The 16,498-nt window shown below is 69.0% G+C and carries 11 protein-coding genes; 6 read left to right on the top strand and 5 right to left on the bottom strand.

All coding sequences use genetic code 11. From position 1 onward, the window contains the following. The first annotated feature begins 54 nt into the window (after window positions 1-54). Window positions 55-2,766, top strand: coding sequence for a DNA polymerase I (polA, locus tag G3I17_RS15215; RefSeq protein ID WP_164596653.1), 2,712 nt, complete (start codon window positions 55-57; stop codon window positions 2,764-2,766). A 3-nt stretch (window positions 2,767-2,769) separates the two neighbouring features. Further along, window positions 2,770-3,621, top strand: coding sequence for a hypothetical protein (locus G3I17_RS15210; RefSeq protein ID WP_164596652.1), 852 nt, complete (start codon window positions 2,770-2,772; stop codon window positions 3,619-3,621). Window positions 3,622-3,660: 39 nt separating this feature from the next. Here the strand turns inward: G3I17_RS15210 and G3I17_RS15205 are convergent, their stop codons facing one another. After that, a complete protein-coding gene (locus tag G3I17_RS15205; RefSeq protein ID WP_164596651.1) occupies window positions 3,661-4,146 on the bottom strand; it encodes an NUDIX domain-containing protein in 486 nt (161 codons plus the stop codon). A gap of 48 nt (window positions 4,147-4,194) precedes the next feature. After that, a complete protein-coding gene (locus G3I17_RS15200; protein ID WP_203590208.1) occupies window positions 4,195-5,460 on the bottom strand; it encodes a hypothetical protein in 1,266 nt (421 codons plus the stop codon). A gap of 89 nt (window positions 5,461-5,549) precedes the next feature. Between G3I17_RS15200 and G3I17_RS15195 the strand changes: the two genes are divergently transcribed. Both G3I17_RS15195 and G3I17_RS15190 read left to right on the top strand, forming a co-directional pair. Next, entirely contained in the window at window positions 5,550-7,271 is a 1,722-nt protein-coding gene (locus tag G3I17_RS15195) for a hypothetical protein (RefSeq protein ID WP_164596650.1), read from the top strand. Between the two features lie 58 nt (window positions 7,272-7,329). After that, complete coding sequence (locus G3I17_RS15190) at window positions 7,330-7,497, top strand: DUF2613 family protein (protein ID WP_164596649.1); 168 nt, start codon at window positions 7,330-7,332, stop codon at window positions 7,495-7,497. A gap of 23 nt (window positions 7,498-7,520) precedes the next feature. Here G3I17_RS15190 and G3I17_RS15185 read toward each other — a convergent pair whose 3' ends face one another. Further along, complete coding sequence (locus G3I17_RS15185) at window positions 7,521-8,642, bottom strand: glycosyltransferase family 4 protein (protein ID WP_164596648.1); 1,122 nt, start codon at window positions 8,640-8,642, stop codon at window positions 7,521-7,523. Window positions 8,643-8,749: 107 nt separating this feature from the next. Between G3I17_RS15185 and G3I17_RS15180 the strand changes: the two genes are divergently transcribed. After that, window positions 8,750-9,508: a class I SAM-dependent methyltransferase gene (locus tag G3I17_RS15180; RefSeq protein WP_343238314.1), complete on the top strand. Its 759-nt coding sequence runs from the start codon at window positions 8,750-8,752 to the stop codon at window positions 9,506-9,508. Next, entirely contained in the window at window positions 9,505-13,587 is a 4,083-nt protein-coding gene (locus G3I17_RS15175; protein ID WP_164596647.1) for an alpha-(1->3)-arabinofuranosyltransferase, read from the top strand. The genes G3I17_RS15180 and G3I17_RS15175 overlap by 4 nt, the downstream gene beginning before the upstream one ends. Here G3I17_RS15175 and G3I17_RS15170 read toward each other — a convergent pair. Next, entirely contained in the window at window positions 13,476-14,690 is a 1,215-nt protein-coding gene (locus tag G3I17_RS15170; protein ID WP_164596646.1) for an acyltransferase, read from the bottom strand. The two genes, G3I17_RS15175 and G3I17_RS15170, sit on opposite strands and share 112 nt — an antisense overlap. Window positions 14,691-14,698: 8 nt before the next feature. Continuing rightward, the gene (locus tag G3I17_RS15165; protein WP_164596645.1) at window positions 14,699-16,498 is read right to left on the bottom strand and encodes a hypothetical protein; all 1,800 of its coding nucleotides are present in this window, start codon (window positions 16,496-16,498) and stop codon (window positions 14,699-14,701) included.

The raw sequence follows: 16,498 nt of genomic DNA, 5'->3' as shown, positions 1-16,498 counted from the left end.
GTCCGTGGGACCCACTAGAGTCGGTGTGTGGCTCCTGAAACAGACTCTTCGACGATGACCAAGGAACCGGGTACGGCGGTGGACGGCTCCACCGCGCGACCGCGGCTCCTGCTGCTGGACGGGCACTCGCTCGCGTACCGGGCGTTCTACGCGCTGCCGGTGGAGAACTTCTCCACCTCGACGGGTCAGCACACCAACGCGGTGTACGGGTTCACCTCCATGCTGATCAACATGCTGCGCGACGAGCAGCCGACGCACATCTGCGTCGCCTTCGACGTGTCCCGCAAGACCTTCCGCGCCGAGCAGTACACGGAGTACAAGGCCGGCCGCTCGAAGTCGCCGGACGAGTTCAAGGGGCAGGTCTCGCTGGTCAAGGAGGTGCTGGAGGCGCTCCGCATCCCGACCACCGAGATCGACGGCTGGGAGGCCGACGACATCATCGCCACCCTCGCGACGCAGGGTGACGAGCAGGGTTTCGAGGTGCTGATCAGCTCTGGTGACCGCGACTCGTTCCAGCTGATCAACGACAACATCACCGTGCTGTACCCCAAGCGGGGCGTCTCCGAGATCGCCCGGATGGACCCGGCCGCGGTCGAGGCGAAGTACGGCATCCCGCCGCGGCTCTACCCGGACCTGGCCGCGCTGGTGGGGGAGAAGAGCGACAACCTGCCGGGCGTGCCCGGGGTCGGCGACAAGACCGCGGCGAAGTGGCTGAACCAGTTCGGTTCGCTGAACGACGTGATCGACCGGGTGAACGAGATCAAGGGCAAGGCCGGTGAGTCGCTGCGCGACCACCTGGCCGACGTGATCCGCAACCGGCAGATCAACGAGCTGGTCCGCGACCTGACGCTGGACGTCGTCGTCGACGACCTGGTCCGGCACCCGTGGGACCGCGACAAGGTGCACACCCTGTTCGACAGCCTGGAGTTCCGGGTGCTGCGCGAGCGGCTGGTCGCCGAGCACGAAGAGGTCGAGGAGACGATCGAGGAAGGCTTCGACCTCGAAGGCGCCCAGCTGAAACCCGGCGAGGTCGAGGCCTGGATCAAGGAGCACGTCTCCACCGGCGCGCGCACCGGCGTCGCGGTCCAGGGCAGCTGGGGTCGCGGGACCGGCGAGATCACCGGCCTCGCGCTGGCGACGTCGACGGGGGCGGCGGCCTGGTTCGACCCGGCCACGCTGACGCCGGACGACGACGCCGCCTGGCAGGCGTGGCTCGCGGACAAGAACCAGCCGAAGGCGCTGCACGATGCGAAGGGCCCGCTGCTCGGGTTCCTGGAGCGTGGCTGGACCCTCGGTGGGCTCACCTCCGACACCCAGCTGAGCGCGTATCTGGCCCGCCCGGACCAACGGTCGTACGACCTGGCCGACCTGACCGTGCGGTATCTCAAGCGTGAGCTGCGCAGCGAGGAGGCCGACAACGGCCAGCTCAGCTTCGACGACATCGAGGGCGGCCCGGCCGCGGACGCGACGATGCTGCGCGCCCGGGCGATCGCCGACCTGGCCGACACCCTCGACGCCGAGCTGGAGAAGCAGGCCGGGACGCCGCTGCTCGCCGACGTGGAGCTCCCGCTGATCGACGTGATCGCGGCGATGGAGCGCGACGGGATCTCCGTCGACCGGCCGTACCTGGAGGAGCTCGAGGCCCGGTTCGCCACCGGTGTGCGGGAGGCGGCCACCGCGGCGTACGAGGTGATCGGCAAGGAGATCAACCTCGGGTCGCCGAAGCAGCTGCAGGTGGTGCTGTTCGACGAGTTGCAGATGCCGAAGACCAAGCGGACCAAGACGGGCTACACGACCGACGCGGACTCGCTGCAGTCGCTGTTCGAGAAGACCGAGCACCCGTTCCTGGCCTTCCTGCTCGCGCACCGCGACGCGACCCGGCTGCGGCAGACGGTCGAGGGGCTGCTGAAGACGATCAGCCCGGCCGACGCGCGGATCCACACCACGTTCAACCAGACGATCGCGGCGACCGGGCGGCTCAGCTCGACCGACCCGAACCTGCAGAACATCCCGATCCGGACCGAGGAGGGCCGCCGGATCCGCGAGGCGTTCGTCGTCGGCGAGGGTTTCGAGGCACTGATGTCGGCCGACTACAGCCAGATCGAGATGCGGATCATGGCGCACGTGTCGGAGGACCAGGGGCTGATCGACGCGTTCAACTCCGGCGAGGACTTCCACTCGGTCACCGCCGCGCGGGTCTTCTCGGTGGAGGCCGGCGAGGTGACGCAGGAGATGCGCGCCAAGATCAAGGCGATGAACTACGGCCTGGCCTACGGCCTGTCGGCGTACGGGTTGAGTCAGCAGCTGAAGATCGGCGTCGACGAGGCGAAGGGCTTGATGGACGAGTACTTCGAGCGCTTCGGCGGCGTCCGCGACTACCTGCGCAGCATCGTCCTCGAGGCCGGCAAGAGCGGCTACACCGAGACCATCCTCGGGCGCCGTCGCTACCTGCCCGACCTGACTAGCGACAACCGGCAGCGGCGCGAGATGGCCGAGCGAATGGCCCTGAACGCCCCCATCCAGGGCTCAGCTGCCGACGTCATCAAAATGGCCATGCTCAAGGTCGACGCCTCGCTGAAGTCCTCCGGCCTGAAGTCGCGAATGCTCCTCCAGGTCCACGACGAACTGGTCTTCGAGATCGCCCCGGGCGAGCGCGAGACGCTGGAGGAGCTGGTCCGCCGCGACATGGGCGCCGCCGTCGAGATGACCGTCCCACTGGACGTCTCGGTCGGCGTCGGCCGCACCTGGCACGAGGCTGCGCACTAGGTCATGCCCGACGAGCCGAACCGGCCGTTCCGTTGGGATCTGGTCCGGCCGGATCAGCTCGGCTCGTTGCTCGACGGTGACGAGCCGACGGGGTTGTACCGCCTCGACGATCTGGTCCAGTGTGCTGGTCGCGTCCTCGCGCACAGCGGGGGCGGCGACCTGTACTTCGTCGGGCGCTCGGTGGACAGCTGGTTCGACCTGCTCAGCGGCGCACTCGCCGCGACGAGCTGGAAGGACCGGCTGCATCAGGTGCCGCTCTCGCTGTTCGGGATGGACGGCCGCGGGTTCACCAGCGAGGAGCTCCGGCAGCTGCGGACGAACCTGGCGGCGGACGGGCTCGCACCGGCGGACCTGATGCGTGGCCGGCCGACGGTGTTCGTCGACCTGGTGTTCCGCGGCTCCACCTTCGGCAATCTGTACGCGATCCTGCGGGACTGGATCGACGAGGAGTCGGCGCAGTGGGACGTGATCCGGCGGCAGTTGCGCTTCGTCGGGATCACCTCGCGGGAGAAGACGAGCCCGAACACATGGCGCTGGCAGCAGCAGGCGACCTGGACGGCCGAGCTGCCGCCGGCCGCGATCCGGAACGTGTCGTTGGACCTGCGGATCTGGGAGTACTTCGGCGACCACCAGCCGAAGACGGCCGACTCTTTCCGGCGGACCCGCTGGCGCGACCCGACCGTTGCCACGCCCAAGCGCGATGACGCCGCCCGAGCCGCACTGCGCCAGGCCGTTTGGCTGGTCGAGCAGGGGCGCTCCGTACCGAGCCGCCAGAAACTCGCAGCCCAGCTGGCGAAGGAGCCCTCGGCTCGCGAGCGCTGGTCCCGCGATCTGCAACTGGAGCTGCGGCGCTAGCAAACCCGAGAGCGATTGGTCCCGGCTGCAGCTGCCGCGTCAGTTCGCCAGTGGGCGGCCGGTGTAGAGGGGGAGGGGGTCTGCGCTGCGGGCGTTGGCGATCGAGGCGAGTTGGCGGTCGGGCAGCGGCGGTAGGCCGGTGAGGTCGAACCAGGCGACCTCGAGGGACTCGTCGTCGTTCACCCGGGCCTCGCCGCGGAGTGGACTGCAGCGGAAGGTCAGGTCGAGGAACTGGACCTGGTCGCCATTCGGGTAGGAGCCGGGTGGCAGGACGTCGATGCTGACCAGGCGCTCGATCTCGGCCTCGACACCGGTCTCCTCGTGGATCTCCCGCAGCATCGCCACCGCGGGGTGCTCGCCAGGCTCCAGGATCCCGGCAGGCAACGACCAGAGGCCGGTGTCGGCCCGCCGGACCAGCAGGATGCGCTCGGCGTCGTCCAGCACGATCCCGCTGATCCCCGTCAGCCAGAGCAGGTCGTGGCCGATCTTCTCGCGCAGGTCGAGGATGAACTTCGGTGTCGTCATGCCGCCGAGCCTAGACAGGGCGGGGTTGCCCGACGCAAGAAGTGAGTACTAGCCGGCGTCGGCCGTCTGGCGGTGAAGCCCTGTCGCCAGGACGGCCGACAAGGCGAGGGCACAGGCCGCCGTCATCCCGGCCAGCACCTTGATGGCGGCGAAACCGGTGGCGAGATCGGCGCCCAGGACGATCAGCGCGGCGACCGCCAGCACGGCCAACCCGACCCAGATCACCAGGGCGGCACGCTTCTCCTGCTGCGCGATCGCGGCGTACACGACCAGCTGCAGAACGGCGTACGCGGAACCGGCGAGAGCGAAGATCCAGGCGAAGTCGCCGAGGAAGGGGTACTTCTCCTTGCCGCCGGCAACGGTCACCACGAGGTCCGGCAGCAACAGTGCGCCGAGCACACAGCAGACGCCGAGCGCGGCTACCGCCTGGATCGAGCGGCGGAGGCGGAGCGTGTCGCCGGGGGAGTTGGCCAGGGACGGGAACACGATCACGATCACGAACTGGGGCAGGAACAAACAGGCCTTGGCCACGATCACGCCGGCCGCGTAGTACCCGCTGTGCTCGCCATCCATCATGGCCCGGGCGAGCAGCGCGTCGGCGTTGGCGATGGCGAAGAAGGCGAGCAGGGCGTGAGTGCCGTGCACCGTCTCCCGCAGTACTTCCTTGACTTGCTCTGGTGTGCCGCCGGTGGAGCCGCGGAGCAGCATGCTGCCGACCAGTGGCGGTACCGCCGCCCCGATCGCAATGCCGATCATGGCGGCGGTGAGGCTCGGGTGGACCAGCAGGCCACCGGCTCCGAAGGCGAAACGCCCGACGCCAACTGCGACGTACATGCCGGCCAGCTCGGTCCAGCGCTCGCTGCCCTGCAGTACGCCGAGCTGCGACCCCATGAGGGTCAGACCGCCGAGTGTGGGCGCCAGGAGCAGTACCGCGAGCACTGAATCGATGTGCAGCAGCCAGACGAGCAGCGGCGCGGCGATCAGGCTGACAGCGGTCAGTCCGAGCGCTGAGCGACGGCCCGCCTTGAGCAGGGCGTCGGCAAGCGCCTCCCGGCCGGGGCCGACGTGGGTGGCGATCCGGCGGGCGCCCGACGCCTGCAGGCCGAGGGGGACCACATTGCCGATCAGGAGCAGGCCGAGAAGGGCGATGACGGCGCTGAACTGCTCCGGGACGAGCCGGTGCACCGCAAACAAGGTGAAACCGTAGGCCGCTACGTTCATGATGGCCATGCCGACCGCTACCACGGTGGCGCTGCGCAGGAAGCCGAGCTTCGGCGCGACGGGCTGCTGGTCGGGAGTCATCTCAGAGGTCATGCGGCTTCTGTTCTGCTGGCTGGCGGGTAGGTTGCGCTAAAGACTTGGGGCGGGGAAGGCATGAACACATCACTTGCGAGGAGGTAGGCGTGGAGGGGGGATCCACCCGGCTGGCGCGGTGGTTGCCGTGGTCCTGGCCAGTGCTGCTGACCGTGCTGATCACCGCGCCACTGCTCGCTCCTGGGTACGTGGTCGGCTACGACATGGTCTTCGTGCCCGACCTCACGCTACGGCTTGACCTGTTCGGAGTCACAACCGCCTTGCCGCGCGCCGTCCCCTCGGACGTACTGGTCGCAGTACTGGACGAGCTCCTTGGCGGCCAGTTGCTCAACAAGCTGGTACTGGTAGCGATCCCGCTCCTGAGCGGGCTGGGCATGACGGCCCTCTGGCGCCACCTACGCCTCGGCGGCCCGCTGGCTGGAGCTGCAGCCACCACGTTGTACGTCTGGAACCCGTTCGTAGCCGAGCGCTTCCATCTGGGTGCCTGGGCCCTCCTGCTCGGCTACGCCGCCCTTCCGTGGCTGGTCCGCGCCGCGTTGAGGGTGAGACAAGGGGAGGGCTGGCCGGGCTTCTTGCTGGCTTCAGCCGGCTGCGCCTTGACCGCCTCCGGCGGAATCACCGGCCTGCTGGTGGCGGCCGCAGTTCTCCTGTGGCCAAAGCAGACGCCTGGGCGGGGAACGGTACGGCTGACGCGGATGGTGTTGGTCGGGGCTGCTGCTTTGAATGCGCCTTGGGTGGTGGCTGGGGTGGCTCGGGTGGTGGCTGCTACGTCGGATCCGGCGGCTGTGCGGGCTTTTGCGGCTCGGGATGAGGGGTATGGGGGCACCCTGCCGACGTTGCTCACGTTGGGCGGGGTCTGGAATGCGGATGTGGTGCCGGGGAGCCGGGGACAGCTGGTGCCGGTAGTGCTCGGCTACCTGGTCTTGATGGTGGCTATTGCGGGTGTGGTGATCTGGTGGCGCCGACCGGAGCGCCTGGTCAGAGGGCTCGTGGTGCTTGGCCTGCTGGGGCTTGTAGTGGGGATGGCCGGCGTGGTGGCGCCCGGGGTGTTGGCGTGGGCGGTGCGGGAGGTGCCGGGCGCGGGGCTGTTCCGGGACGGGCAGCGGTACCTCGGCCCGCTGGTCCTGCTCGAGTCCCTCGGCTTCGGGGTCGCCCTGGCCGCAGTACTGCGCGTAGTGCCGATGAAGTGGATGGTGGGAGCCACAGCGGCCCTTATCCCGATCGCAGCGATGCCGTCGCTGGCCGGTGGCGACGGGCTCAAGCCTGCGCAGTACCCGGCCGACTGGGCGCAGGCCCGCCGGGCGCTGGCGAGTGACAAGGCAACGGGCGAGTTCATCCCCTGGCCGTTCGAGTCCTACCGAGCACCCGCCTGGAACGGCCGCCGCCCGGTGCTCGACCCGATGCCGCGCTACTTCTCCAGACCATCGATCGTCCCCGACGAGCTGATCGTCGACGGCCGCCGCCTGGCCGGCGAAGACCCCAGAGCAACCGCGATCGCCACCGCCCTCCGGGAGTCCGTCCGCTCCGGAGTGGACCCGGCCCAGGCCCTGCAGCAGCAAGGCGTCGGCTGGGTGGTCGTCGACCGGGACGCAGGCGGCCCGTCCCCGCGCGAGCTCACCCCACAGCTCATCGAGGAGTTCAGCGGCCCGACAGTCATCGTCTACCGCATCGCGGGAAGCCCTGCAGAGCAAGACGCCCGCCCCTGGGCAGTAGTCCTGGTACTAGCCGCCTGGACCCTCGCAGGTGCTGTACTAGCCGCCGCCGCGGTAGGAACGATCACTGAGCGAAAGCGAGTCCGTTCCAGCCTCTAGCGAAGTTACTAGCCGGTTGTTACCATCCGGTTTACTTGTCTAGGAGGGGACACGCTTCATGGGAACTCTGATTGGTGCTGTGTTGGCAGTACTCGCCGGCATGGCCGTCTCGACCGCCGCTGTCGTCGGGGTCGTGCAGACCGTGCAGGACGAGCCGAAAGCGCCCGTTGGTCAGACCAGCGCGGGCCAGGTGGACGTCCCGCTCGTCAACTACGGGGGCAAGTAGCAGCTAGCTTTTCAGACAGCCGGTCAGCGAACGCTGGCCGGCTTTTCTGCTGTCACGACCTCACCGCAGAGCACGCGATCGAACCCGCGGACGGTCGCCGCCCAGGTGAAGTTGCCCGCCGACGCCAGCGCGCCCGTCGACAACCTGCGCCGGTCGGCCTCGTCCTGCAGCAGCGACAGGATGGCGGTGCTGAACTCGGCCTCGGTGTCCACCAGGAGCCCCGTGGCGTCGTGCTGCACCGACTCGGTCGGTCCACCCGCACTGCGATAGGCGACAGTCGGTACGCCGTGCGCTGCCGCCTCGCCGACCACCAGTCCCCAACCCTCCTTGAGACTCGGCAGGGCAAGCACCCAGGCCTCGTCGTACGCCGCATGCTTGTCGGCCTCGCTGACGTGCCCCCGGAACTCCACGGCGTCCTGCAGGCCGCGCGACTCCACGTAGGAGCGCAGCGAGTCCTCCCACCACCCAGACCCGACGACGAGCAGCCGTGCGTCCGGCAATACCTTCCTGGCTTCAGCAATGGCGTCGACCGCGTGCTCCACCTGCTTGTGCGGCACGATCCGTCCGACGCAGACCACAGTGGGCGCAGTCGCCTGCGGCAGTTGACGTGGCGGCGCAGGGTCGGTCCCGTTGTGGATCACGTCGATGCGTGCCCGCTCCACCCCGAGCGCCTGCAGCTCATCGCGCGATGCCGACGACACGGTCACGTAACGGCAGTCCTGGTAGAGCCGGGGAGCCACCCGCGACTCCAGCCACCACCCGAGCCGACCCTTCCATCCCGGGTACACGACCTGCCACTGCTCCTGGTGCACGTGATGCACGAGCACGACGACCCCGGTACGACGTACGAGGCGGGTAAAGAATGGGAGGCCGTTCTGCACGTCGATGACGTGGGCAGGGCGGTGCAGCAATGCGTAGAGCAGCCCGCACAGGTACACGGTCACCTTGCTGCCGCGGTACAGGTACCGGACGTCATGGCGGCGGGCCTCACGAGGGCTGCCGGGGTAGGCCGCGCAGAGCATGGTGACGGACCAGCCCATCGCTGCAAGGCCTCTCGCAACTTCCTCCACACACCGTTCCGAACCCCCGCCCTCAGGGTTCGTCGTGTCCCGCCAGTTCAGCAACAGCACGGTCTGCTCGCGCACCGGTAATGCCCCACCTTCCGCTAGTCCGCCCCCGCGGATGAGGCCGCGAGGTTACCAGGGAGTAACGATGTCCGCCAGAGCTCGCGATATCGGTTAGGGTCCGGCCTGTGTCCGAAGCGATTCCGAGCCCTGTGACCACCGTCGGCTGGACGGCCGATCTCGGCCGCGCTGTGCGGTTGTTCCGGGCGTTCGGGGTCGAGCAGACCGACCCCGATCACTTCTACGGGACGCTCGCCGCGGACTCGGTCGGCCAGCTCTCCTCGTACGCCGACCTGCGCGGCGCGCGGATGCTCGACGTCGGCGGCGGCCCCGGCTACTTCGCGGACGCCTTCCGCGCCGCGGGGGCGACCTACTACGCGGTCGACTCCGATCTCGGCGAGCTCAGCGGCCGTGGTGAGCCAGTGCCGGGCACCGTCCTGGGCAGCGGAATGGCCTTGCCGATCGGCGACGGCGAGATCGACATCTGCTTCTCCTCGAACGTTCTCGAGCACGTGCCCGACCCGTGGCTGATGGCCGACGAGCTGGTCCGCGTCACCAAACCCGGCGGCACGATCTTCTTGTCCTACACGGGCTGGTGGGGGCTGCACGGCGGCCACGAGACCGCGCCCTGGCACTTCCTCGGTGGCCACCGGGCCGCGCGGCGTTACGAGCGCAAGCAGGGCAAACCACCGAAGAACAAATTCGGTGAATCGCTCTTCCCGATCACCGTCGCCGGCGGCCTGCGCTGGGCACGCTCGTGCCGCGACGCCGAGCTGGTCGCAGCCTTCCCGCGGTACCACCCACGCTGGGCGTACGGCGTACTGGCGGTGCCCGGGCTGCGGGAGTTCGCGACCTGGAACCTCGTCGTGGTGCTTCGGCGCCGATGAAGAAGACCTCCAGCAAGGAGAAGGTGATCTGGCGGACCCGGCTGCTGCTGGGCTGCCTGATCCTGATCGCGCTGTCCTTCCACCAGGCGCCGGGCAAGATCGTCCCGGACACCAAGCTCGACCTCACCGCCGGACCAGGCGCGTTCCTGGCCCGCTCGCTCCACCTGTGGGATCCGCAGGGAGCCTTCGGGCAGCTGCAGAACCAGGCCTACGGCTACCTGCTGCCGATGGGTCCGTTCCACTGGTTGCTGGACACGCTGTCAGTGCCGGGCTGGGTCGCTCAGCGGCTGTGGTGGTCACTGGTGATGTGCGTGGCCTTCCTCGGCGTCTGGAAGCTCTGCGGCGCTCTCGGGTACGGCGCTCCGTGGGCGCGGTTCGCCGTCGCCATGTTCTACGCGTTGAGTCCACGGATGCTCGGCGAGGTGGCGATCACCTCCATCGAGGTCTGGCCGCTGGCGATGGCTCCGTGGGTGCTGCTGCCCCTGGTGACTCCCAAGGCCCGCTCGGGCTGGTGGCGGGTCGGCTGGTCCGCTGTGGCGTTCGGACTGGTCGGGGGAGTCAACGCGGTCGCGACCGGCGCGACCCTGGTGCTGCCTGCTCTGTGGCTGGTCACCCGGTGGCTGGACAGGTCGACGCTCAAGGTCGCAGTGGGCTGGCTCGGGTGCGTATTCGCGGTCTCGTTGTGGTGGCTGATCCCGCTGGCGATCCTGGGCCGCTACAGCCCGCCCTTCCTCGACTGGATCGAGAACGCCGCGGTCACGACCAGCAAGGCGAGTGCCTTCGAGTCCTTCCGCGGTACGTCGCAGTGGCTGAACTTCCTGCAGGCAGGCGACGGTCCGACCTGGCCGGCCGGTTGGCTGTACGTCACGCAGCCGGCCCTGATCCTCACGACGGCCGCCATCGCCCTACTAGGTCTTGTAGGCCTCGCGATGGGCACGCTGAAGCACCGTGGCTTCCTGCAGCTCTCGCTGGTCGTCGGCCTGCTGCTGGTCACCCTTGGACACGCAGGGACGGCTGGATCGCCACTGGCACCGCAGCTGCAGGAGCTGCTCGACGGGCCGCTCGCCGCGATCCGCAACACTCACAAGTTCGAGCTGGTGGTCCGGCTGCCGCTAACACTGGCCGCAGCGCACGCCCTGACTCGCCTGACGAGCTGGGCGACGGCCCGTGGCGTCCACCGCCGCGTAGTCCCGGTACTGGCGGCCTGCCTGGTCGTCTCGGTGGCCACGCCCGCGGTGTTCGGGCAGCTGCCACGGCCGGAGTCCTACCAAGCGATCCCGGTGCACTGGCGTGAGGCGGCGACCTGGCTCGACAGTCAGCAGACGACCGGCAGCGTGCTCGTAGTACCGGCTGCGTCCTTTGCTGACTTCACTTGGGGTTCTACCAAGGACGAGCCGTTCCAGTCGCTGTTGAAGCGGCCACTGGCGGTCAGGGACGCAGTGCCGCTGGGATCAGCCGGTACTACGCGGTGGCTGGACGAGGTTGAGCGGCGACTGGGCTCAGGAGTCGGCGACAAGACGCTGCAGCAGGCATTGGTCAGGGCAGGGGTGAGGTACGTCGTCGTGCGGAACGACCTACGCATCGACGCCCAGGTGAGCCCGACCCTGGCCGTCCACGAGAGCCTGGACGAGTCAGGCCTCAAGCGAGTCGCGTACTTCGGCCCGCCGACCGGCAGCTCCATCGAGCAGCCCGGCCTGACGCTCGATGAGCACACCAGACTGCCGTTCCCGAGTGTAGAGATCTACGACGTCGGCGAGGTGAGCCCGGCGAGGCTGGTCCCGCAGTCGCAGCTGGTCGAGGTGCGTGGTGCTCCTGAAGATGTACCGGCGGTGTTGACCGCGCTGGGCGGCGACCGGGAAGCAGTGACGAGCACCGACGCCAAGGGGCTCGACAAGCTTCAGCTCGTGCAGACCGACGGGCTGCAGCGCCGAGAGGTGAGTGTCGGCAGACCCGCGGAGAACGTGTCACCTGTACTGACCCCTGATGACCCAGGTCGGCAGCGGCGGCGCACACTCGACTACGTCGTCGACCCGGCCGCCGCGTTGACGGCGAGATCGTGGGCGGGTGGCGTCACCGACGTACAGGCCTCCTCATCGGCAGCGGACGCCGACGCGACCCTCAGGGTGGGGCCCGGCAACGGGCCGTCGGCCGCCGTCGACGGTGATCCCCTCACCCGCTGGATTTCCGGGAACTTCGGCCGCAGCAGTGGTGAGTGGCTGGAGCTGACCTTCGCGGCGCCGCAGTCGCTCGACAACCTCAAGGTGCAGTTCTCCCTGGCGGCACCGACCAATGAAGCAATCCGCACGGTCAAGGTCGACACCGATCGTGGTTCGCTGACGTCGGCCGTCCAGGACACCGACAAGCCGCAGGGGATCTCGGCACCGCCCGGGACCACCCAGCGGCTCCGGATCACCGTCGGCGTGACCGACGGGAAGAACCCCAACGGTGTCTCGATCTCCGAGGTCCTGCTGCCCGGCGTGACACCGGTGAGCAGACTGGTGGTGCCGGCCGGTCCGGATCGCCAGCCCGACGCGCTCGTGTTCCGGAACCAGCAGATCGGTCGATCGGCCTGCCTGCACGCCGGCACCCGGCCGTTGTGCCGGGCGGGCAACGCGCGCGACTCCGAGGAGGCGACCGGCCTGCTGCGGAGCGTCGAGCTGCCCCAGGCCGCGGCGTACCGGCTGGAAGGGACCGCGTTGCCGAGGGACGGCGACGCGCTGGAGCGGCTGCTGGATCGGCCCGCGCCGATCCGTGCGGCAGCATCGTCGCGGGCGGTGACCGCGCCCGAGGGGCGGCCCGGCGCGGTCGTCGACCGGGATCTCGGCACCGGCTGGGTCGCCGGTCCGGACGACCTGCAGCCGACCCTGACCTTGAGGTTGCCGGGGGCAAAGAAAAAGCCGGTGACCCGGCTGCAGTTCCTGAACGACCCGTACCTGGCGGCCTCCCGGGCGACCACCGTGTCCGTCAGTCTCGACTCCGGACCGGCCACCGAGTACAAGGTCGATCCGGAAGGCTACGTCACGTTGCCCGCGGGATCCGCCGTGCGGAAGTACATCGTGATCGCCTTCACCGGCAACGATCAGTCCATCGACGTGGACGCCGCCAGTGGGTTCGCCCGGCACCTCCCGGTCGGCATCTCCGAGTTGCGCGTGGTCGGCATCGACCAACTCCGCAAGGCGGTCGACCTGAACGCTGTCACCGGATCGCAGTGCGGTTTCGGGCCGTCGGTCCGGATCGACGGCGTGGACCGGCCCACGGCCCTCACAGGTACCGTCCGCGATGTCCTGCAGCGGCGGCCACTCAGCTTCGCCCTCTGCCAGCAGGACACGGTCCAGCTCCAGGGCGGCCGGCACACGGTCGATGTCACGGCGAGCCCTGACTTCGTGCCGACCGAGGTCAAGCTGACCCGCCCCGGCTTCGGCGACACAGCCGTCAGTCCGGTCAAGAGCGTGGATGTCTGGCGGCCCACACCAGCTTCGATGAGCCTGGAGGTACCGCAGGCGGACGAGCAGTCGGTACTGACGGTCGCGCAGAACTTCAGCGTAGGCTGGGATGCCTACGACGGCAGTGGCCGCAAGCTGGTCCCGCTAAGGGTCGGCGGCTGGCAGCAGGGCTGGATTCTGCCGGCCGGAGCGGAGCAGGTGGTCACAGCTCGCTTCACGCCGGACCGGGACTACCGCGCCGGGCTGCTGGTCGGCTTGATCGCGTTCCTGGGTGTGCTGGGAGTGGCGATCTTCGCCCGAAGGCGTCGCCGGCGCAGTGGGCACAGGCTGCGCGAGGCCGGCCGCGTCGGGCCCTGGATCGCTTCCGTGCTGGCCGTCGCGGCAGGGACGTTCATGGCCGGCTGGATCGGCCTCGGTGCCACTCTGCTCGCCGCCTTGCTCGCCTGGTTCCTCGACGGACGCCGGCTGATCCTCATCGCGGTCGTGGTCGGTGTCGTCCTGCTGGGATCGCTGGTGGCGGCGGTTCAGCCGTGGCCGAACGGGGGAGCGGGCTTGATCTCCGGCTTGGTCCAGTCGTCGATCCTCTTCGGCTGCGCGCTGGCGTTGCTGTCCCGGCCGACTCCGGAGACGTCGTAGGTCCGGTCCTTCCGGCCGCGGCGCATGATCGGCCGCTCCAGCCCGTAGTAGCTGGCAGCAGCCACCGCGATCGTCGCTCCGAGAGTCGGCCAGTAGAGCAGCGCGAAGTGTCCGCTGAAGAGCTGCTGGTCGAAGAGCCGCTGGACGAGGCTCAACACGATCAGGTGATAGACGAAGACGCTGTACGAGAGATCGCCGGCGATATGTCCGACCTTGCCGCCCAGGACTCCGGCCGTCCGGCGGGTCGGACTGACCGCCGGGAACAGCGCACACGCGGCGATGCCGGTGTAGAGCAGGCACTTCACGAACGCCTGGGCCGGAGTCGGCACGCTGAGGCCGTACGGACCAGCGATCGGCGTGGCGGCGATCAGGAACAGCGCGATCGCGATCCCCCAGACGGTGCCGGGGATCTTCGTGAGGGTGTCTAGCGCGGACGGGCCGAGCCGCCCGCTGGCCCGGGCGACCTGCCACAGCGCCATGCCCATGCCGACCGCGAACCAGCCGATGTAGCCGGGCAGCCACAGGCCCGCCAGGCTGTGGTCCGTCGCGTTGACGCCGGCCATCCAGACCGGACCGAGCAGCGCGAACCCGAACAGCACTGCCAGCCGCCACCGGACTCCCCGCCGGGTGGGCCGCTCGTAGCTCGTCAGCAGCTTGGCGATGAAGGGCAGCAGCAGATAGAAGGCCACTTCGGTCGCGAGGCTCCACAGCTGCGACAGGCCTGGTACGGAAGGGCTCTCGATATAGATCTGGGTGAAGGTGGCGTGCCGTAGGTAGGTCAGCCAGCCGATGGTTTGGTCGTGGCGCACCAGGAAGGCGGCCAGCAGTACCGCGACCCACAGCGCGGGCACGATGCGCAGCGCCCGGTTGCGCAGGTACGGCAACAGCAGGGGCGGCTCGCTCTCGTCGAACCAGGCGACGACATGCGGCCGGTAGAGCAGGAACCCGGAGATGGCGAAGAAGATGGCGACACCGACGTCCAGTCGCGCCAGCAGTCCGGCGAACGGCCCGTTCAGCGATTCGCCGCTCTGGAAGCCGACATGGGTGGTCACGACGGCCAGTGCGCCGATCGCTCGCAGCCCGTCCAGAGCCGGGAACCTCATCCGCCTCATCACAACACCACCGGCAGGCCGAGCTCGAACTCGCCCAGACAGACTGAGTCGTCCGGATCCACGGCCCGCAGCCGGACTTCGGTCGCCTGGATCGGCGCGGACGGACCGAAGTACATCGTGGTGAAGCCGCTCGGCCAGGCCTGGTCGGGCAGCGGCATCGCTACGACCTTGCCGTCGGCATCGATCAGCTCGGCCAGCACCCGGACCTCCTGGTTGGTGATATAGGAGAGCTTCGCGAACCAGCGGGTCGGGCCGTAGTCGAGCCCCGGCTTCTTCAGCGGCAGCGTCACGGGCGTCGTACCTTTCAGTTCTGTCGCACAGCCGCCGGGGGTGTGCGACGTCGCCCAGACTTTCAGCGTCGACGGCCGGACTTCACCGAGTTCGGTGACGATGGAGATGTCGGGGCCGGGGCCCTGCAGCCGGAACGGGACGCCGGCGGTGCGTAGGACGGGGGAGAGGCGGTTGTCGGCGGACAGTAGCCCCGAGATCGTCGTGGGCATCGAGACGTCCCACAGGTTGACCGCCGGGCCGGCCTTGTCGAGCTCGGCGGTGACGTTGCCGAAGTACGGCCGGGCGGGGTTCTTGCCCCAGCTCTGGGCGAAGCCGGCGTCCGAGACGACGACTCCGGCGGTCCAGGCAACCAGGCAGCAGGCGACAGCAGCGGGAGCCAGGCGAGCCCACTCGACGCGGGGGTGGACGGATCGCGCGGACAGGACGACGGCCAGCGTCAGCGGGATCGAGATGTCCGACCAGTAGTGGTAGTGCAGGGTGAAGACCGCGCCGAAGACCGCGGACCGGCCGTACGACACCAGCAGCCAGGTTGTCAGTACATAGGCGAGCAGAGATCCCCAGAGGAGAAGGACTCGAGGGTCCGTCCGCCAGGCGGCCACGAGCAGGGCGGCCAGTACGACGGCACCCAGTACGACGGCCGCGAGGGGTGCGTCGGCGAGACCGAACGCCGTGTCGAACGCGGCCCAGCGCCACGGTCCGCCGGCCAGCGTTCCGATCGGTACCGCGAACGAGCGTGCACCCTCTTCGAGCAGCTCCCCGAAGCCTGGCCAGCTGCCCCTGGACGGGTGGCCGTGCGTCAAGTAAAGGATGCTGAAAGCAACGACTGGGACGGCGAACGCGGCGCCGAGCGGCCAGCTCTGCCGCACCCATTGGCGCAGCGGCACCTTGCGCAGGTAGAGCGCCAGGGCGAGTGCGGTGGCCATGATCAGGCCCGACTTCTCCCAGCAGGCCAACGAGATCAGCAACGAAAGGGGGCCGTAGGCAACTGCTCTGTGCCGGCGGCCGGAGTGCCAGTCGACGATGGCGTGCAGGACGAGCAGACCGAAGACGTGCGTGGGCAGATTGTTGACGGCGCTGGACAGTGACATGAACGACGGCATGCTGACCGGAGCCAGTGCGTAGAGCGCAGTACCGGTGACGACCCACCAACTGGTGCCCAGCAATCGGAGCAGCAGGAAGCCCATCAACGCAATCGCCAGTGCTTGCATCAGCACCCGCCAGACGACCGTGAGGTCGTAGTTCAACGGGGCCACCTGGGCGAAGACCGCGTAGACGAAACGCAGGCCGGGGGCGATGTGGTCGTTGACCGGGACGAGCAGCTCGCGAGGAGCGAAGCCCTTGCCGCCTTGGACGAGGAAGTCGAGGTCGTCGCTCAGCCAGGAGCCACGGCGGGCGAGCACGCCGAGCACGATCGCCTGGACGGCGGCGATCGCCACCACCGCAACGCGTAGTACCGCCTCTTCCGGTGCCGCGCGCAGCCGCCCGGTCGCCCCCCAGATCGCCCTCAT

The organism is Streptomyces sp. SID13031, from assembly GCF_010548305.1.
Classification (GTDB): Bacteria; Actinomycetota; Actinomycetes; order Propionibacteriales; family Kribbellaceae; genus Kribbella.
Note: the sequence above shows the minus strand (reverse complement) of the source record. Positions and strands in the feature narration are given on the sequence as shown.

Bases quoted from the DNA above. Each gene is read 5' to 3' on its own strand.
- G3I17_RS15200 (WP_203590208.1), bottom strand. From the start codon at position 5,460: ATGACCTCTGAGATGACTCCCGACCAGCAGCCCGTCGCGCCGAAGCTC.
- polA (WP_164596653.1), top strand. From the start codon at position 55: ATGACCAAGGAACCGGGTACGGCGGTGGACGGCTCCACCGCGCGACCG.
- G3I17_RS15165 (WP_164596645.1), bottom strand. From the start codon at position 16,498: ATGAGGGCGATCTGGGGGGCGACCGGGCGGCTGCGCGCGGCACCGGAA.
- G3I17_RS15210 (WP_164596652.1), top strand. From the start codon at position 2,770: ATGCCCGACGAGCCGAACCGGCCGTTCCGTTGGGATCTGGTCCGGCCG.
- G3I17_RS15205 (WP_164596651.1), bottom strand. From the start codon at position 4,146: ATGACGACACCGAAGTTCATCCTCGACCTGCGCGAGAAGATCGGCCAC.
- G3I17_RS15190 (WP_164596649.1), top strand. From the start codon at position 7,330: ATGGGAACTCTGATTGGTGCTGTGTTGGCAGTACTCGCCGGCATGGCC.
- G3I17_RS15170 (WP_164596646.1), bottom strand. From the start codon at position 14,690: ATGAGGTTCCCGGCTCTGGACGGGCTGCGAGCGATCGGCGCACTGGCC.
- G3I17_RS15175 (WP_164596647.1), top strand. From the start codon at position 9,505: ATGAAGAAGACCTCCAGCAAGGAGAAGGTGATCTGGCGGACCCGGCTG.